This window comes from Pseudarthrobacter sp. MDT1-40-2, assembly GCF_059383595.1.
In genome coordinates this window covers 106,080-124,686 of sequence record NZ_JBWZCL010000002.1, presented here as the reverse complement: position 1 = coordinate 124,686, position 18,607 = coordinate 106,080, and the positions used below count along the sequence as shown (strand labels likewise).

At 62.2% G+C, this 18,607-nt stretch carries 17 protein-coding genes; 13 read left to right on the top strand and 4 right to left on the bottom strand.

Annotated features, from left to right (window positions below; translation table 11 throughout):
- Window positions 1-6: 6 nt before the first annotated feature.
- A complete protein-coding gene (locus AC50X5_RS06695; protein WP_494975341.1) occupies window positions 7-837 on the bottom strand; it encodes an HAD-IIA family hydrolase in 831 nt (276 codons plus the stop codon).
- A 51-nt stretch (window positions 838-888) separates the two neighbouring features.
- Between AC50X5_RS06695 and AC50X5_RS06690 the strand changes: the two genes are divergently transcribed.
- The 5 genes from AC50X5_RS06690 (at window position 889) to AC50X5_RS06670 (ending at window position 8,576) form a co-directional block, all read left to right on the top strand.
- Window positions 889-1,557 carry a TrmH family RNA methyltransferase gene (locus AC50X5_RS06690; protein WP_494975340.1) on the top strand — a complete coding sequence of 223 codons (669 nt, stop codon included), beginning with the start codon at window positions 889-891 and terminating at the stop codon, window positions 1,555-1,557.
- Window positions 1,558-2,041: 484 nt separating this feature from the next.
- Complete coding sequence (locus AC50X5_RS06685; RefSeq protein WP_494975339.1) at window positions 2,042-6,466, top strand: DUF7507 domain-containing protein; 4,425 nt, start codon at window positions 2,042-2,044, stop codon at window positions 6,464-6,466.
- A 174-nt stretch (window positions 6,467-6,640) separates the two neighbouring features.
- Window positions 6,641-6,925, top strand: coding sequence for a hypothetical protein (locus AC50X5_RS06680; protein ID WP_494975338.1), 285 nt, complete (start codon window positions 6,641-6,643; stop codon window positions 6,923-6,925).
- A 200-nt stretch (window positions 6,926-7,125) separates the two neighbouring features.
- Complete coding sequence (gene fbaA / locus AC50X5_RS06675) at window positions 7,126-8,145, top strand: class II fructose-bisphosphate aldolase (RefSeq protein ID WP_494975337.1); 1,020 nt, start codon at window positions 7,126-7,128, stop codon at window positions 8,143-8,145.
- A 2-nt stretch (window positions 8,146-8,147) separates the two neighbouring features.
- Entirely contained in the window at window positions 8,148-8,576 is a 429-nt protein-coding gene (locus AC50X5_RS06670) for a DUF3151 domain-containing protein (protein ID WP_494975336.1), read from the top strand.
- 138 nt (window positions 8,577-8,714) lie between these two features.
- Here the strand turns inward: AC50X5_RS06670 and AC50X5_RS06665 are convergent, their stop codons facing one another.
- Complete coding sequence (locus AC50X5_RS06665; protein WP_494976049.1) at window positions 8,715-9,344, bottom strand: uracil-DNA glycosylase family protein; 630 nt, start codon at window positions 9,342-9,344, stop codon at window positions 8,715-8,717.
- A 295-nt stretch (window positions 9,345-9,639) separates the two neighbouring features.
- On the opposite strand from AC50X5_RS06665, the gene AC50X5_RS06660 reads away from it, so the two are divergent.
- Both AC50X5_RS06660 and AC50X5_RS06655 read left to right on the top strand, forming a co-directional pair.
- Window positions 9,640-10,704, top strand: a complete 1,065-nt coding sequence (locus AC50X5_RS06660; RefSeq protein ID WP_494975335.1) for a M14 family zinc carboxypeptidase — start codon at window positions 9,640-9,642, stop codon at window positions 10,702-10,704.
- 218 nt (window positions 10,705-10,922) lie between these two features.
- The gene (locus AC50X5_RS06655; RefSeq protein ID WP_463936731.1) at window positions 10,923-12,212 is read left to right on the top strand and encodes an adenylosuccinate synthase; all 1,290 of its coding nucleotides are present in this window, start codon (window positions 10,923-10,925) and stop codon (window positions 12,210-12,212) included.
- Here AC50X5_RS06655 and AC50X5_RS06650 read toward each other — a convergent pair.
- Window positions 12,202-12,402 carry a hypothetical protein gene (locus tag AC50X5_RS06650; protein ID WP_494975334.1) on the bottom strand — a complete coding sequence of 67 codons (201 nt, stop codon included), beginning with the start codon at window positions 12,400-12,402 and terminating at the stop codon, window positions 12,202-12,204. The two genes, AC50X5_RS06655 and AC50X5_RS06650, sit on opposite strands and share 11 nt — an antisense overlap.
- Window positions 12,403-12,426: 24 nt before the next feature.
- Between AC50X5_RS06650 and AC50X5_RS06645 the strand changes: the two genes are divergently transcribed.
- Window positions 12,427-12,852 (top strand): CoA-binding protein, encoded by a 426-nt coding sequence (locus AC50X5_RS06645; protein ID WP_494975333.1) that lies wholly within the window; start codon window positions 12,427-12,429, stop codon window positions 12,850-12,852.
- Between the two features lie 55 nt (window positions 12,853-12,907).
- Here AC50X5_RS06645 and AC50X5_RS06640 read toward each other — a convergent pair whose 3' ends face one another.
- Window positions 12,908-13,924: an isopenicillin N synthase family dioxygenase gene (locus AC50X5_RS06640; protein WP_494975332.1), complete on the bottom strand. Its 1,017-nt coding sequence runs from the start codon at window positions 13,922-13,924 to the stop codon at window positions 12,908-12,910.
- A 45-nt stretch (window positions 13,925-13,969) separates the two neighbouring features.
- Here AC50X5_RS06640 and AC50X5_RS06635 point away from each other — a divergent pair, with 45 nt between their 5' ends.
- From AC50X5_RS06635 to AC50X5_RS06615, 5 genes are all read left to right on the top strand, one after another.
- Window positions 13,970-14,374: an MmcQ/YjbR family DNA-binding protein gene (locus tag AC50X5_RS06635; RefSeq protein WP_494975331.1), complete on the top strand. Its 405-nt coding sequence runs from the start codon at window positions 13,970-13,972 to the stop codon at window positions 14,372-14,374.
- 69 nt (window positions 14,375-14,443) lie between these two features.
- Window positions 14,444-15,088 carry a hypothetical protein gene (locus tag AC50X5_RS06630; protein WP_494975330.1) on the top strand — a complete coding sequence of 215 codons (645 nt, stop codon included), beginning with the start codon at window positions 14,444-14,446 and terminating at the stop codon, window positions 15,086-15,088.
- A gap of 179 nt (window positions 15,089-15,267) precedes the next feature.
- A complete protein-coding gene (gene ngcE / locus AC50X5_RS06625; protein WP_494975329.1) occupies window positions 15,268-16,680 on the top strand; it encodes an N-acetylglucosamine/diacetylchitobiose ABC transporter substrate-binding protein in 1,413 nt (470 codons plus the stop codon).
- 5 nt (window positions 16,681-16,685) lie between these two features.
- Window positions 16,686-17,702: a carbohydrate ABC transporter permease gene (locus AC50X5_RS06620; RefSeq protein ID WP_494975328.1), complete on the top strand. Its 1,017-nt coding sequence runs from the start codon at window positions 16,686-16,688 to the stop codon at window positions 17,700-17,702.
- On the top strand, window positions 17,702-18,595 hold the full coding sequence (locus tag AC50X5_RS06615) for a carbohydrate ABC transporter permease (RefSeq protein WP_494975327.1): 894 nt from the start codon (window positions 17,702-17,704) through the stop codon (window positions 18,593-18,595). The genes AC50X5_RS06620 and AC50X5_RS06615 overlap by 1 nt, the downstream gene beginning before the upstream one ends.
- Window positions 18,596-18,607 lie beyond the last annotated feature (12 nt).

Below are 18,607 nucleotides of genomic sequence, written 5' to 3'. Positions count from 1 at the left end.
GGTCCCCTAGATCTGGTCCTTGAGGTCCGCGACCGAACCCAGCACCTGGTTGGGCCGGAACGGGAATGAGTCGATGTCCTCGCGGCGGGTGATGCCGGTCAGGACCAGTACGGTGTGTAGTCCCGCTTCCATGCCCGCCACGATGTCAGTGTCCATCCGGTCCCCGATCATGGCGGTGGTCTCGGAATGGGCGTCGATCTGGTTCATGGCGGAGCGGAACATCATGGGATTGGGCTTGCCCACAATGTAGGGTTCCCGGCCCGTCGCCTTGGTGATCAGCGCAGCTATGGCGCCGGTGGCGGGCATGGGACCGTCCTTGGAAGGGCCGGTGGCGTCCGGGTTGGTGGCAATGAACCTGGCCCCGGCGAGGATCAGCCGGATCGCCATGGTGATGGCCTCGAAAGAATATGTACGGGTCTCGCCAAGAACCACAAAGTCCGGGTTCTGGTCGGTGAGGATGAAGCCCGCCTCATGCAACGCCGTCGTTAGTCCTGCTTCACCGATGGTGTAGGCGCGGTTGCCCGAACCGGAACCATGCACCTGGTCCTTGAGGAACTGGGCCGTAGCCAGGGCGGAGGTCCAGATATTCTCCTCCGGGATCTCCAGGCCGGAAGCGCGGAGCCGGGCCGCAAGGTCCCTGGGAGTGAAGATGGAATTGTTTGTCAGGACCAGGAAACGCTTGGAAGTGTCCACCCAGCGCTGGATCAGATCCGCCGCTCCGGGAACGGGCTGATTCTCGTGAACCAGCACGCCGTCCATGTCCGTGAGCCAGCATTCGATCTCCTGGCCACTGCGGTAAACCGCCGCCGATGCTTTTACCTGGTCAGCTTCTGCCATGACTTCCTCCACGGGTAATGGATATTCCTCGGCCCAGTCTAGTGTTGAGGGGTGAATCAGACACCCGGGACGCCAGACGATCCCCAGCCAGGCATCGAAGAAGCGCCGCAGGCGGAAGTCGGCGTGGGGCCGTGGGAAGGCAAACTGCCTGACGGCGACCACTGGGACCCCGAGCTCCTGGCAGCCGGGGACCGGCGCAACGTGGTGGACAAATACCGTTACTGGAAACACGACGCGATCGTGGCGGATCTTGATGCAAGGCGGCACAACTTCCACATCGCCATCGAGAACTGGCAGCACGACCTCAACATTGGCACTGTCGTGCGCACAGCCAACGCCTTCCTGGCAAAGGAAGTTCATATTATCGGCCGGCGCAGGTGGAACCGCCGCGGCGCCATGGTCACCGACCGCTACCAGCACGTCCGCTACCACCCCACCGTGGACGACTTCGTGGCGTGGGCGCAGGGCGAGGGCCTGGCCATCATCGGGATCGACATCTTTCCGGACTCGGTTCCCTTGGAAACCTATGAGTTACCAAGGGACTGCGTGCTGGTGTTCGGCCAGGAGGGTCCAGGCCTGACTCCTAAGGTCCACGAGGCCGCGCTGGCCACCCTCTCCATTGAGCAGTTCGGGTCCACCCGCTCCATCAATGCCGCCTCTGCTGCAGCCATCGCCATGCATGCCTGGATTCGCCGCCACGTCTTCAACCAGCCCGTGTAGGGGTCCCGCAGCCACGGCCGGACTTACTCCGCAGAGAATTTGTTGTCGACTGGGTTGTCAAGTCATGAGTCATAACGTGCGTTTACCTGAAACCACCTGTGAGTTTGTTTACAGTTTCGTCAAGCTCTTTACTATTCTTTAGGTGCTGGGTAGCTAATCACAAGGTTTCACCTGACCAAGGTCTCACTGCGGTCAAATCAAGGTTCCGAAGACTTCCGAGGACGCGTCCCAAAGGTAAACATTGGGGCGTTTTGTGCCCTGATGCCACGCAATAAAAAAGGGGTATCAGTTGAAAGATGGAACCAAGAGTCCCAACGTTTTGAGAGGTTGGGCTTCACAACGAAGCGTGGCTGCATCGGCGCTAAGCATGACGGCCGTTGCTGCTCTTCTGGCAGTTTCGTTTACAGGAGCGGCCGGGCTTGGGCCGGCCGCAGCGCCGGCACAGGCAGCACCTGGCACACCGGGAGCACCGGGAACTTCGACCATGCTCTACACGGAAGACTTTCAGAACATCGCCGATCCAACGCAGGGCGTGGGGATCACCGAATATGTTTCGACCAGCGGAGTCACCTACGCCGCCGACGGTGGCTGGAACAATCCGGCCCTGTGCAACGGCTTTGTTCACTCCGGCCTACTGAGCGCCGCCTCCCAGGCTGCGTACAACTTCTGTCCGGGTTGGTGGCCGAACTCGACGAAGATAGCAACCGGCATGGGTATGTCCCAGGGGATGGCGAACCCTGCGGCCAACTTCGTCGTCGCCGAGCAGACGTACACCGGTGGTAATTACGCTGCGGCGGACATGCTCCGCACGAACAGGCCTGTCTCCCTGCCGGCGGCGGGCCGCTTCGTCACCTTCAGCCTCGACGTCGGCGGGTACTGCAACAGTGGTGCTGGCGTCCAGCCCAAAGATGTTTTTTACCTGACCGACGGCGCACAGAACGTTCGGCTCAACGACCAGGCCTACAACTACTGCACAGATCCCGCCGCGGACTCGATCACTGTCCCCGGCAGCGCAGCACCCGTTGTCGTGGGCAGCATCGTCGGTGACCGCTCCTACCTGATGGCCGGCGACACGGTCGGATTCCGCATCGAGAACCTCGAAAAGAGCGGAAGCGGCAACGACCAGTCGTTCGATAACTTCCAGATCCTGGATGTCACCCCGCAGCTCGACAAGTCGTTCTCGCCCACCTCGGTTCCTCAGGGCCAGGCGTCGACGCTGACTTTGACGGTGACCAACACCGAAGAGCTGGCCTCGAAGAACGGCTGGTCCTTCACGGACTCCCTGCCTGAGGGCTTGAGCGTCGCTGACGGTGCTGCGTCCACCACCTGTGCGGCTGGCGTCGTCACCGCTCCTGCGGGCGCCACGTCTGTGCGCGTCGCCGGCAACCTCAATGCCGGCCAGGCTTCCTGCACGGTCACGGTCAAAGTAGTTGCTGACGAGCCTGGTTCCTACACGAACGGCCCGGCCAATATCACCGGGACCGGCATCAACCTCCCGGGCGAGTCCACGGTGGAGTTCACGTCCGAGCCCTTCCAGTGTGACGCGAGCGGCTACCTTTTCCAGAACCCTTCTCCGGGAGTGAACCTGGTGCAGAGGGTTGATCTGGTCACCGGTGACTTCGAGACGATCTTCGAGACGCCGACGCCGCTCAATGGTGTGGGTTACAACACGCTGGACAACTACTTTTACGGCCTCGCCACCGGTACGAATGTCCTGTACCGGATCGGCTCCGATGGTTCAGCCGAGAATCTGGGACCAGTACCAGGGCTCCCCGCGGGTTCCTATCTCGTCGGTGACTTCGACAACGCCGGGCAGTACTGGGTCTTGCAGGGCAACACTCCAGCACACCAGATCGATCTGGCTCCCGGGTCGCCTACCTTCGGCACCGTGATCAACACGATTCCGATGACGATGGCCACAGGGGTCACCCAGATGAACCCGGACTGGGGCTACATCGACGGCTTCTTCTACTCCAACGGTGGAGACGCGGCCGGCAACAACCTCCTTCTGCGCTTCGATCCCTCGACGGGCATCCAAACTGTCGTCGCTCCGCTCACCGGACCTAACGGTTCCACCATCTCGGGCCTCTTGACCGGTGCGGTGTACGTCGACGCTGCCGGGTTCCTCTACGGGTCGAACAACGCCAACGGCAACATCTACCGCATCGACGTCACGACCGGTGCGACGATCCTTCTGGCTAATGGCCCGGCCGCCGGCGGTAACGACGGTGCGCGCTGTGCGCTGGCTACGATCCCCACCCTGGCAATCACGAAGACCGTCGAAGGGCGCCAGGCTCCTGCCGACCAGTTCACCGTAGGCCTCGTGGACCCCGAGGGCACGGTTCAGGCGCAGGCCACGACCACCGGAACTGCGAACACGGTGAGCACTGTGAACCAGCCCGTCTCCCAGGGCGCGACGTACACGATCACCGACACGATGGCCGCCGGCTCCGCCAGCGCCATCAACGCCTACACGACCGGTATCGAGTGCCTGAACACTGTCACTGGGGCTGTGGTCCCGGCGACTGGTACCGGCGCGGGCTCATGGGCTGTCACGATCCCTGATGCAGCCGCCTTCGCTTGCAACGTCACCAACGACGCGATCCCTGTTGCTGCAACGCTGGTCAAGACGGCCGACACTGCGGCACAGGCGAGCATCGAAGCCGGGCAGGTCATCACCTACTCGTTCGTGTTCACCAACTCCGGCGACGTCCCGCTGACCGATATTCGGATCAACGAGACCACGTTTACCGGCAAGGGTACCCGTCCGGTCGCGGTCTGCCCGACCGGTGCCGTGCAACCGGATGAGTCCGTAACCTGCACCGCGACGTACACCGTGACGCAGGCCGATGCCGATGCCGGGTCGATCTCCAACGAGGCCACCGGCACCGGAACGCCTCCGGTCGGCTTCCCGGTTCCCCCGGTAACGCCTCCGTCTGACATCACGGTGCCGATCGTTCCCGAGCCAGGGATCGCCGTCGTAAAGTCGGCGTCGGAAGCACCGATCACCGCTGCCGGCCAGGAGATCACGTACTCCTTCCTGGTCACCAACACCGGTAACGTCACGCTCAGCAATGTCACCGTCAACGAGGGTGAATTCTCCGGTACGGGCAAGCTTTCGGATGTCGTCTGCCCGACGACGACGCTGGCTCCGGACGCGACCGTGACCTGCGAGGCGACCTACACGACCACCCAGGCCGATGTGGACGCGGACGCCGGTGTCATCACGAACACGGCAACGGTGACCGGCACCCCGCCGGGCACGGACGAGCCGATCACGTCCGGGCCTGACGGTGCGGAAGTAACCATCAACCGGACGCCGGCCATGACCGTGGTCAAGTCCTCTGATGTTGCTGCTGGTGCCACGTACACGCTCGGCCAGAAGATCACCTACTCCTTCCTGGTCACGAACACCGGTAACGTCACTCTCAACAACGCAACACCCGTTGAGGGAACCTTCACCGGAGCAGGCAAGCTGTCAGCGTTTGATTGCCCGGCTGGCGCTGTTTCACTGGCACCGGATGCAACAGTGACCTGCACGGCTACCTACACGGTCGTCCAGGCCGATGTGGATCGCGGCACGATCAGGAACATTGCAACCGGAACCGCGACGCCTCCTACAGGATCCCCCGAGCTGCCGGAGGTGCCCTCGAGCGAGGTCACCGTCGAGGCTGACCAGGATCCGGAACTGTCGATCGTGAAGGCTGCCTCCGAGGGCGTCACCCGCGCCGGCCAGGAGATCACGTACACCTTCGTGGTCACCAACACCGGCAACGTGACGATCAAGGATGTCTCTGTCGTCGAGGGCGAGTTCAGCGGTACTCCCGCCAATCTCTCTGATGTGACCTGTGCGGACGGTGCTGCAGAGCTTGCACCGAACGCGTCCGTGAAGTGCACCGCAACCTACACGACCACCCAGGCCGACGTAGAGGCTGGCGTCATCACGAACACCGCCACAGGTACAGGCACCCCGCCGAACACCAGCACGCCAATCACGTCTGTTCCTGCTAACGCACGCGTTGAATTCCCGGCCCAGCCGGGTATCACCGTCGTGAAGAGCGCCGATGAACAAGCACAGGGCGCGCTTAAGCTCGGCCAGGAGATCAAGTACTCCTTCCTGGTCAAAAACACCGGCAACCTGATCCTCAACGACGTCACGGTCAACGACGTCTTCGAGGGCGCCGGCGATCTCTCGGCAATCACCTGCCCGGAGGGAGCCGCTTCACTGGCACCGGGTACGGAGATCGTCTGCACCGCCACCTACACGGTCCTCCAGGCCGATGTTGATGCCGGGTTCATCAAGAACACTGCCACCGCGACCGGAATCCCTGCCCGTGGAGAAGCACCGGTCTCACCGGACTCCGTGGTTACCGTTCCCCTGGTCATCGATCCGGAGCTGGCGATCGTAAAGACCGCCTCGGCCGGCAACATCACCTCGGCCGGTCAGGTTATTACGTACTCGTTCCTGCTCACCAACACCGGTAACGTCACCCTGCGTGACGCGGCCGTCGTCGAGGGCGAGTTCTCGGGCACCGGCAAGCTCTCCGGGGTGATCTGCCCGGAGGGCGCAGCAGTGCTCATCCCGGGCCAGTCGGTGACCTGTACCGCGACGTACACCACCACCGCCGCCGACCTGGTGGCCGGAACCATCTCGAACACCGCAACCGGAACCGCCACGGTCCCGGGCGGCGGGAAGCTCGATTCGGATCCGTCCACCGCAAAAATCATCACCGCTCCGGTTCTGACCCCAGAGCAACCGGCAGCCCAGAAGCCGGCGCCGCCGGCTAAGGGCGCCCTGGCGAACACCGGCCTGACCGCCGGTCCGCTCGCAATGGGTGGACTCGTGCTTCTGCTCCTCGGCGCAGGCACAGTAGCGGCCGTGAAAATGCGGCGCCGCGAACACGCCTGACAAGGCACCGTTCAACCTGAACCACTGAGGGCTGAACGAACACGGTAAGAGACCAGCACCCGGGGCGGAAGACACCGCCCCGGGTGCTGGTCTTTGTCCGGAACAACAGAGGCAACCCCGACAGCCGCTTCACCGGCCGGTCCGCGACCCGCACCGCGTGCCACAATCGACCGCATGACTACCTTTCGCATCAAAGCAGAATTTGATCTTGACGTACTCGATGAAAGCTCGGCAAGAGAGGTCGCCCGGCAATTCATGATCGACCGCATCGATGACGCCACGATGAGGGGCGAGCAGATCAAGACCGGCACAGAGACGCCGGCGGAGGCTTTCGACGGTGTGCTCGGTTCTCCCAAGGCCCTGGCGTCGCTCGTTGCCACCTCCCTGTTCTCGAGCGGTGCGGCAGCCACCCCCTCGGTAAGGTGTTCAAACCTCAACCTCGAGCACCTGGACGACTGAACGTCGCCGCGTCGAGGACCTGCAGGCTCCGGGACAGGCGCACTCCCACACCGGCCCGAGTGCCACCTCGGTGCAACTGTTACCCCTCCAGTGACCCGAAACACGGCAAGGCGTCCGGAAATGGCTAGGATGGTTGCTAGCCGACGAGGTCCACTCCAGGGTCACCACACCCGCAGACGAAATTCACTTTAGGAGTCAGCATGCCCATTGCAACCCCAGAGATCTACGCCGAGATGATTGACCGCGCAAAGGCGGGCGGCTTCGCATTCCCGGCCGTAAATGTCACGTCCTCGCAGACGCTCAATGCCGCACTTCGCGGCTTCGCCGAGGCTGAGTCCGACGGCATCATCCAGGTATCCACCGGCGGCGCAGCCTACTGGTCCGGCGCCTCCACCAAGGACATGGTGGCCGGTTCCCTGGGTTTCGCGGCCTTCGCCCGCGAGGTTGCCAAGAACTACAACGTGAACATCGCGCTGCACACCGACCATTGCCCCAAGGACAAGCTGGACGGCTTCGTCCTGCCGCTGTTGGCAGCTTCCGAGGCTGAGGTCAAGGCCGGCCGCAACCCGCTGTTCAACTCGCACATGTGGGACGGCTCAGCTGAGACCCTGCAGGATAACCTGCGTATTGCCCGCGAGCTGCTGGAGCGCACCGCTGCGGCCAAGATCATCCTCGAAGTTGAAATCGGCACCGTGGGTGGCGAGGAAGACGGCGTCGAAAACGAGATCAACGAGAAGCTCTACACCACCGTTGAAGACGCCCTGGCCACTATTGACGCCCTCGGCTCCGGCGAGAACGGCCGCTACATCACGGCTCTTACCTTCGGCAACGTCCACGGCGTCTACAAGCCCGGCGGCGTGAAGCTGCGCCCGGAGATCCTCAAGGACATCCAGGCCCAGGTCGGCGCCAAGATCGGCAAGGACAGCCCGTTCGACCTCGTCTTCCACGGCGGATCCGGATCCTCGGACCAGGAAATTGCTGACGCGGTTTCTTACGGCACCATCAAGATGAATATCGACACGGACACCCAGTACGCCTACACGCGCCCGGTTGCGGATCACATGTTCCGCAACTACGACGGCGTCCTGAAGGTTGACGGCGAGGTCGGCAACAAGAAGACCTACGATCCCCGAGTCTGGGGCGCTGCCGCCGAGGCCGGACTGGCCGCACGCGTCGTCGAGGCCACCAAGCAGCTCGGCTCCGCTGGAAAGACTTTCTAGGAATGTCTGACGAGTTCCGCAAGAACCTGATGGGCCCGGAGCCCACGCTGCTGCCGGCCGAGACCGAGGTTTACCAGCAGTTGGAAGCGGGCCAGGAAGCGCTGGACCTGGTGGAGAAGTACCCCACGTCCTCGCTGCTCTGGGCCGTCCTGGCCGAAGAGGCGTGGGCTGAGGGCCGCACCATCGATTCGTACGCGTATTCACGGGTGGGCTACCACCGGGGACTGGATTCGCTGCGGCGCAATGGCTGGCGCGGCGTTGGCCCCATCCCGTGGGAGCACGAGCCCAACCGCGGTTTTCTCCGGGCGCTGTACTCTCTGGGCCGCGCTTCCGCAGCCATCAATGAGGCGGAGGAGCCGGAGCGGATCGAGAAGTTCCTCAAAGACTCCGATCCCACTGCGAAGGCAGCGATCGAAGCCCGGAAGCACTGAGCCGGAAACTCGAGAACTCCAAAAAATAACGACGGCGGGAGGTCACCTTTCAAAAGAAGGGTGACCTCCCGCCGTCGTACACCGGTGATCGAGCTTGTCGAGATCCTCCCGGGTTTCGACAGGCTCAACCAGCAGGCATCAGGCGGGGGTCAGGCCGGTGCGCGCCATGGCGTCCGCGTAGGCCACGCGCATGTCCTCCAGGTACTGTTCCTGCCGCACCGGGCTGCCGGCGAAAGCGCGGCCGCTGAGGGACCGGACCTTATAGGTCTTGAGGCCGCGGCGCCAGAGAAGCGGAACTTCGGTCTTGAGCAACAGGTTGGCCAGGCGGTTTGCCTCGGTGCCGTGCGCCACGATCACCGATGCCCGCGGTACCAGTGCCAGGAACTTCAGCAGCGGCTTGAGCCCGGCGGAGATCTGGTCCGGAGTGAACTTGCCGTTGGCCTCGCCCGGGGTGTACCAGGGGTGGACGTTCCACGGCATCACGTACTCCGGGCGCAGGCCCAGCTTCCACTGTATACCCAGCATGCGGCCGGCTGCGTCGTCGTCGCCCGGGGTGATGAAGCCGGACGGATCAATGGCGCCGATGTTTGAGTACAGGCTGATGATGCGGCATTCGTCAACGTCGTGGATCGGGTCAACGTAGGGGACTACGGTGTCCGGTTTGGTGCCCTGGAGGGAATCGCAGAGCTCGTTGATGGCTGCAACGGTGGGTTCGTAGCGGCGGTTCATGAGCTGCTCTCGTGTGGATTCGGGTGCCAGGGCTGTCATAAAGGGCGGGGTCTCCTGCGGGTTTGGCGTTGCTGCCACGGGGAAGGCTGCGCCGTGTTCGATGGCACGGCCGGTCCGGGTGGTTTGAAAGATGGAGTGGACTGATTCCTGGTCAGCCTTACCCAGTTTAGCAAGCCGCTGTACATCATGGTGCCGGGATGGCTCGTGGAAAGTTCTTTCCAGCTTTTGTCACGGCCATTGACAGCTTCTGCCCAGCTTGCTTGGCTGGTCTGACAGCCGCGCTCTCCACCCGTCCGGCTGCCCGCACTAGAGGAATTCGAAAGAGGCAAGCACTGTGAGAAAACCACTGGCAACCTTCAGGACCCTGGCAGTTACGGGAGCATTGGCGCTGGCCGTAGTGGCCGCGCCGCTTCCGGTGGCGAATGCTGTAGGCGAGGGCCCCAACTACAGCGGCAACGGTCAGATCACCACCTCCAAGCTGGCAACGTATGACGAAATGGTTACTTTCCTCAAGGACCAGGACGCCCGCCAGTCCGCCATGGAACTGGAAGTTATCGGCCAGACCGTCAAGGGGCGGGACATCCACCTGGTCAAGTACATCTCGGACCCGGCCAAGCCCACCATCCTGTACCTGACACAGCAACACGGCAATGAACAGCTCACCACCGAAGGGGCCATGGAGTTCATCCGGCACCTGGGAACGGGCAAGTCGGGCGGCATCCTGGACGGCGTCAATATACTGGTGGTCCCGATGCTCAATGCTGACGGCGCCATGGGAGACGTGAACTTCCCGCTGGATGACTACCTGGCCAAGGGTGACCGCCACCTTACGCGTTACAACGCGGAGGAAGTGGACCTGAACCGCGACCACGTGGACAAGATCCAGCCGGAGACCCAGGCGCTGCACAACAACGTGATGCGGAAATACCGGATCGACTACATGATCGACCTCCACCACCAGGGCACCCGCAGCGAGCGTGATGGCAAGCTGGTGTCAGGGTCAATCCTGTACCCCACCACCCCCAACGCCGATCCATTGGTTGTTGAGAAGTCCAAGCAGTTGGGCGCCGTGGTGTTCGATAACGTCGATTCAACTGGCTGGGGCCACCTGGGCAAGTACTCCGGCGGCAGTGCGGAAACCATCAGCCGCAACGGCATCGCTGTTGAATACGGCATCGCCACGCTGTTGTTCGAGATGCGCGGCATGTCAGACCACTACGCGGACGGCGTCGCCCTGGGACTGCGCAGCAACGGTTACCTGATCAAGCAGACGGTCACCACGCTGACGTCCACGGCTGCGGCTATCGCTGACGGTTCAATCGCCGACGCCGACACCTCCTTCTGGGACACCCTCGCCACCCAGACCTCCCGCCCTGGTGAGGAGGCCGACGGCGAGTAGCAGCCCAGCGGCCAGTGGTGGTTCCCTGCCGGGTGCAGGGAGCCACCGCGTGCCAACGGCTGGAGAAAGTCCGTGATCGGCTAAACTTGGGTGGTAAGAGCCCCGGAACTCTTGCATCGCTGCGCTCCGTGCGTAGCGGCAGCCAGTTCAGCCGGGGCGTTCTCATGTACGGCGCCGCGCCATCTTGGTCCGGCCCGAAACGAATGGGGGAGGATCCCATGCCAGCAATCGTTATCGTCGGGGCCCAATGGGGCGACGAAGGAAAAGGCAAGGCCACTGACCTGCTCGGGCACCGTGTGGACTACGTGGTTAAGCCCAACGGTGGCAACAACGCCGGGCACACCGTCGTCGTGGGCGGTGAGAAGTATGAGCTGAAGCTCCTTCCTGCCGGCATCCTCAGCCCCAACGCCGTCCCGATCATCGGCAACGGCTGCGTCGTGAACCTGGAGGCCCTGTTCCAGGAGATCGATGGCCTCGAAGCCCGCGGCGCGGACACCTCCAAGCTGCGGATTTCCGCCAACGCCCACCTGGTGGCCCCGTACCACCAGGTCCTGGACAAGGTCACCGAGCGCTTCCTGGGCAGCCGGGCTATCGGCACCACCGGCCGCGGCATCGGCCCCGCCTACATGGACAAGGTGGCCCGCCTGGGTATCCGCGTACAGGACGTTTTTGACGAGTCCATCCTCCGCCAGAAGGTGGAAGGCTCGCTGCGCCAGAAGAACGAACTCCTGGTCAAGGTGTACAACCGCCGCGACATCGAGGTAGAGGAGATTGTGAGCTATTTCCTCTCCTTCGCTGACCGGCTCCGCCCGTTGGTCATCGACAGCACCTTTGTGCTTAACGAGGCCCTGGACCAGGGCAAGGTAGTCCTGATGGAAGGCGGCCAGGCCACGTTCCTTGACGTTGACCACGGCACCTACCCGTTCGTCACCTCGTCCAACCCCACAGCCGGCGGCGCCTCCGTGGGCTCGGGCATCGGCCCCACCCGCATCTCCCGCTCCATCGGCATCATCAAGGCCTACACCACCCGTGTAGGCGCCGGCCCGTTCCCCACTGAACTGTTTGACGACATGGGGCTGTACCTGCAAAAGACCGGCGGCGAGTTTGGCGTAAACACCGGCCGGCCGCGCCGCTGTGGCTGGTACGACGCCGTCCTGGCCCGCCACGCTTCCCGCGTCAACGGCTTCACTGATTACTTCGTCACCAAGCTTGACGTCCTCACCGGCATCGAACAGATTCCGGTGTGCGTGGCCTATGACGTGGACGGCGTGCGCCACGACGAAATGCCCATGACGCAGACCGATTTCCACCACGCGAAGCCCATCTTCGAGTACTTTGCCGGCTGGACGGAAGACATCACTGGCGCCCGCACCCTCGCGGACCTGCCGGAGAACGCACGGAACTACGTGCTGGCCCTCGAAAAGCTGTCCGGCACCCGCTTCTCGGCCATCGGCGTCGGTCCGGACCGCGACCAGACGATCGTCATCAACGACCTCATCAACGACTGACGATCTGCGGAGCAAACAACACACAGAACGACGACGGCGGGTCACCTTGGGAAGGTGACCCGCCGTCGTCGTTTTCCTCAACTATGAACGGGCGCCAGGCCAGTACCTGCCGCTTGGAGGAGGTGGTCTTGTTCCGGAGGTACGGCGAAGGCCTCAAACGCGTTCGTTGCATTCGGCGGATAACGCTCATAAGTGGTCAGAGTACGCTTGTTTTATGGCTCATCTGAACGATCCGGTGGTTATTGAGAATCTCATGCGCACGAAGGGTCGTTGGGCCGTTGTTGGCCTGAGCTCCAATCCGTGGCGCTCAGCGTATGACGTCTCGCTGCTCCTCCGTGACCGGCTCGGGATGGAAATCATCCCTGTGAACCTTGCCGGCGTTAGCGTTCACGGCGAACAGGGGTACAGGACTCTGGCGGACATTCCCGCTGACAAGCAACCGATCGACGTTGTGGACTGCTTTGTGAATTCCGCGAAAGTGGGCGCCGTGGTTGACCAGGCGATCGCCGTTGGCGCAAGAGCGGTGTGGCTGCAGCTGGGCGTTATCGACGAAGCCGCTGCGGAGCGCGCCAAAGCCGCCGGCCTCGACGTCGTAATGAATACCTGCCCGGCGCACCACGCATGGAAGTTAGGACTCTAAGCGGGCCTTGCCTGCGGAGAGTGCAGAGGCTCGCAAATGCAGCGCCGCCAGGGGATCAGCGCTTAAGCATCTGCGGATAGTGGCGCTCGGTGACATCCGGGTGGGCACGCATGCGGCCCTTCAGCATGTTCATTCCAAACGAAGCCAGCATGGGGTTCTCCGGATCGTCGGAGATGCCCCGGGCTTCGCGCCTCAACTCTTCCGGAAGCGGCACGGGATCGATTAGGGCGTCCAGCCTCGGTGACCAGAAGAATGGCACCGAGTAGCGGTCCGCTCCCGGCGGAGGTGCCTGCACCCGGTGAACGGTGGCCGCCAGGTAGCCCTCCGTGGCAACTTCCAGCATCTCGCCCAGGTTCACCACCAGCGCACCCTCGATCGGCTCCACGGAAATCCATTCGGTGGTACCGGGTGGCAGCACCTCCAGGCCGCCCACGTTGTCCTGCAGCAGCAGAGTGACAAAACCGTAGTCCGCGTGGGTACCCACGCCCTGGTCTCCGGCTGCCTCCACCACGCCGCCCACATAGTGCACCAGTTTCCCCATCCAGGCAGGCGTCCCCTCGAAAGCCGGATCGAAATAGTCAGGTTCCAAGTGCAGGGACACAGCGATCGCAGAGAGCAGCCCCGCACCCACCCTGGACATCAGCCCGGCCCAGTCCATGGCTGCCTGGCGCAGCTCCGGCAAGGCCTCGTCCGGCCAGAGATTGGGACCCTGAAGCAGCCAGAACGGCTGGTCCTCAGGGTAATCCCGAACCGGCTCCCGTTCTGGCGAGTAATCGATCTGTTCACGGGCGTCCGCGCGGCCCTGGGTCACCTCCGTGCCCATCCTTGTGTACCCACGGAAATGCGGTGACAGCCGGTTGTCCAGCTTCATCCGCTCTTCGAGGGGCAATGCGAAGAACCGTCTAATGACGTCGAAAAGGTGCTCCGGCTGCCCCGGAGCCGCTCCGTAGCCGGTCAGTTGGAAGAAACCCACGCGGTGGGTGGCATCCCGTAGCTGATCGATGAACTCGGGGTTGAACGAACCGTCCGGCAGCTTGGCAGTGCTGAAGTCCAGAACTGGAATAGTCTCCATTACCGCAGGCTAGCACCGCGCACACAGGCTTTGTAGGCTCGCTGCATGGACGCCACGCAACTCAGGAAAACATGCCTCTCTTTTCCCGGTACCTTCGAAGATTTTCCCTTCGGGCCCGACATGTCCGTCTTCAAAGTGCGGGCGGCCGTGAGCGGCGGCGCGCGGCAGGAGGCAAAGATCTTTGCGATCTCCGGGCTGGAGCCAGCGGCACTTTCTGTAAGCCTGAAATGCGATCCGACCCTGGCTGTGCAGCTGCGCGCAGCCCACCCGGAAATCGTCGGGGCGTACCACCTGAACAAGGTGCACTGGAATGGCGTCCGGCTGGACGGTGCCTTGCCGGACGACATGGTCCGGGACATGATCGAGGACTCCTACGACCTGGTGGTGGCCTCACTAAGCCGCAAGCAGCAGGAGCAATTGGGTTGGGCGCGGCTTGCCGATGGCACCTAAAGAGGGCGGGCCGCTACATTGAGAGGGCAAACGACCTGGCCGCCGGTGACAGCTGATGAGGAGCCTCCCATGCTGAACCAACACACCCTTGACCAACTCTGGAACGTATCCGACCCAAAGGAATCCGAATCCCGGTTCCTGGACGCCATCACCAATGGCGGTTACGACGTAGATGAACGTGCAGAACTTGCCACCCAGCTCGGACGCGCCGTGGGCCTTCAGGGCCGTTATGAGGAAGCCGATGCCCTGCTGGATTCAATTGATGACTTGGAAGAACCTACCGTCGGCGTTCGAATCCTGGTGGAACGGGGCCGGCTCCTGGCAGAAAGCGGGCATGCGGCCATGGCTGCTCCTCTGCTGGAACAGGCTGCCGAACTGGCCGACCACCTGGGCGAGGATTACCTTGCGGTGGAGGCGCTTCACCTGCTGGCCACCGCAGACTCCGGCCATGCCGAGGCCTGGATGCGCAGTGCCCTTGAGTATGCGTCCACGGCTCATGTTCCCGTTGCCAGACGCTGGATGGTGACGTTGCACCAGAACCTGGGCCAGCTGTTGCTGGACGCTGGCAGGAGAACGGAAGCCATGGTCGAGTTCCAGCTGGCCGAACAGTGGGCAGACCGGACAGGCACTCCTGCCCAGGTTGAGCTGGCCGCCCGATCAATCTCCCAGTGCGGAAGAGGCCAGGAAAGCGAAAGTGATGGAAAAGCGCCCTGACGTTCCGAAATACCGGCGTGCGTTACCGAAATGATTCTTTCTGATTAAAAGTGCCACCAAATATTGATTTCCGAGCACTAGTGGTGAAATATGTCACACAGGACGGACCGGATTGGCCGTCGATGTCCCGGAACTTATCCGTTCAGGGGGTCGCATCAGGAGTCACTGGAGGGTAAGAGATGAAGATTGAGAATCGGCCACTCGCACGGCGGGGATTTATCCGTGGGGCACTGGCAGCAGCAGTCCTCGTTCCGATGGGTGGTGCCCTGGCCTCCTGTGCCGCCGGTGGGGGAGGTGCTACCGGCCCGGTAGCTACAGGTGCCGTCTCCGACACCAACCCCTTCGGCATGGCGGACAACTCCACGGTTGACGCTGTCATCTTCAAGGGCGGCTACGGAATTGACTACGTTGAGTTTGCCGGCAAGACGTTCGAGAAGGTCCACGAGGGGTCCACCGCCAAGATTGCCCCCTCCACAGATATTGCCCAGGAACTCCAGCCTCGCTTCGTCGGTGGCAACCCGCCGGACCTCATCGACAACTCCGGTGCGAAGGCCATCGGCTTCAGCACCGTACTTGCCCAGCTCGAAGACCTCACCAGCGTGGTCGAAGCCAAGAACCTTGAGGGAACCGTCATCAAGGACACGCTCTACGGCGGCGTCCTTGCTCCGGGCACCTTCGAGGGCAAACTGGCAGCACTGAACTACGTGCTGACCGTTTACGCCATGTGGTATTCGGATTCGCTGTTCAAGGAAAACGGCTGGTCGGTGCCCAAGACCTGGGACGAGATGTTCGCGCTTGGCGAGGAGGCCAAGGCCAAGGGCAAGTACCTGTTCCTGTGGGGCAAGGAGGCAGCCACGTATTACCAGGAGATGGCGATTGCCTCCGCTGTCAAGGAAGGTGGCGACGAAGTGCGCCTCGGCCTGGAGAACCTCACGGCCGACTGCTGGTCACACCCCGCCGTCCAGTCGGTCTTCACCGCCCTGGACAAAATCATCAAGGCCGGTTTCTTCAAGCCCGGCGGCTCAGGCACCCAGTTCACCGCTGCACAGGCGCAGTGGAGCAATGCACAGGAAGCCCTGTTCTACCCGTCCGGCTCCTGGATTGAAAATGAAATGAAGGACCAAACCAAGGCCGGCTTCGATATGACCGGGGTGCCTGTCCCGTCTGTCACCGCTGATTCTGCGCTTCCTTACGAGGCACTGCACAGCGCGGCAGGTGAACCTTTCATCGTTCCGTCCCAGGGCAAGAATGCAGCCGGCGGCAAAGAGTTGCTGCGCGTCATGCTCTCGAAGGAAGCCGCCACCAACTTCGCCAAGTCCAAGCTGGCCCCGACCATCGTCAAGGACACCGTTCCGGCCGATGGCTTCGGATCCACAGCCCTGGTCTCGCAGACCAAGCTGCTTGATGCAGCCGGCGAGAATATCTACACCTGGAATTTCATCGACCTGTACGGCACCAACAAGGACCAGCTGGTGGTCTGGAACACGTTCCTCGACGGCAAGTCCGACGTCGCGACGCTGACCGCGGGGCTGCAAAACATCACGGACAAGGTCCGTAACGACAGCTCGGTCAAGAAGATCGAAGTGAAGTGACAGCAGTGAAAACCCAGCAGGGCCGGAACGACGACGGCCTGACCGCCGTCGCCGTTCCGGTTACCGCTCCGACGTTCGTGAAGCGGCGGCGCAAGCCGTTGACGTGGGACAGAGTCAGTTTCTTCGCAGTCTTCCTCGGACTGCCGCTGGCGATCTACCTGTTGTTCGTGATTTGGCCCTTTGTTCAGGCCTTCAGCTACTCGTTGACGGACTGGTCGGGTTTTTCACCCACCCAGAACTTCATCGGCCTGGAGAACTACACGAGGATCTTCACCGACGACATCTTCATGAAGGCCATGGGGAACAACATTCTCCTGGTCATCTTCCTCCCGATTATCACCATCATCCTGAGCCTGGTGCTGGCATCCCTGGTGACAGTAGGCGGAAGCAGCAAAGGCCAGATCAAGGGACTGCGCAATTCCAGTTTTTACCGTGTTGTGTCCTTCTTCCCGTATACGATTCCCGCCATCGCCATCGGCATTATGTGGGGCCAGATCTATGACCCCTCCGGAGGCTTGCTGAACGGCATGCTCACCGGACTGGGATTTGACCAGTACAAGGACTTTGCCTGGCTGGGTGACAAGAACACCGCCATGGCGGCCACCATGTTCGTGATCGTCTGGGGCTTTGTAGGCTTCTACATGGTCCTGTTCGTTGCCGGCATCAAGGGCATCCCTGCCGAGCTTTTCGAAGCGGCCAGAATCGACGGCGCCGGACGTCTCCGCACCGCATTGTCCATCACCATCCCCTTGATCCGTGACAACATCCAGACCGCTTACATCTACATGGGCATCCTGGCGCTGGATGCCTTCGTCTACATGGCAGCCCTGAATTCCGGCGGTGGTCCGGACAACTCCACACTGGTCATGGCACAGCAGTTGTTTTTTACCGCTTTCAGCAAGGGACAATTTGGTCTGGCCAGCGCCATGGGCGTTGTCCTTGCAGTCGCCACGCTTGTCTTCTCCGGACTGGTGTTCCTGGTTAACCGGCTCACCGGCGGCGATAAGGACGTGAGCATGTAATGACAACAAAAATCTCAGCTCCTCAAATGAAGTCACTGCACTTCCAGCCACGGACTCCCGCAACCACAACCGGAGACAAAGTGGTGGGAGCGGTATCGCATACGGCACTGACCATCTGGACGCTCATCGTTATCCTTCCCCTCCTGTGGACCGTGATGTCCTCTTTCAAGACCTCCAGCGAGATCTTTGCGTCACCATTTGCCCTTCCGGGTCAGTGGAACCTGGATAACTACTTTAAGGCCTGGAGCGAGGCGGGCATCGGGAGTGCCTTCCTGAACTCGGTCGTGGTGGTGGCTACGGCACTGGTGATCGTCATGGTCCTGGGCGCCATGTGCGCCTACGTACTGGCCCGGTATACCTTCCCGGGCAGCACGCTGATCTACTACCTGATGCTCGCCGGGCTCACCTTTCCGATTTTCCTCGCCATGGTGCCGTTGTTCTTTGTCCTGAGGAACATGGGCCTTTTGAACACCTTGCCGGGGCTGATCCTGGTCTACGTCGGCTTTGCGCTGCCGTTCACGGTGTTCTTCCTCTTCGCCTTCTTTAAGTCTTTGCCTCATGAAATCACCGAGGCGGCCGCACTTGACGGAGCAGGCGAGTGGCGGACGTTCTTCCAGGTCATGCTGCCGATGGCCAAACCGGGGCTGGCCTCGGTGGCCATCTTCAACTTCCTGGGCCTGTGGAACCAGTTCCTGATTCCGGTAGCCATCAACGCTGCCGGTCCGCGTGTGCTGTCACAGGAGCTCGCGGCCTTCGCGGGGCAGATGGGCTACGCCGTGGACTTCGGAGCGCTTTTTGCCGCCGTTACGGTCACGGTGGTCCCGGTGCTGATCGTCTACATCATCTTCCAGCGCCAACTGCAGGGTTCGGTGTCCCAGGGCACCCTGAAGTAGAAGTGCAAGACT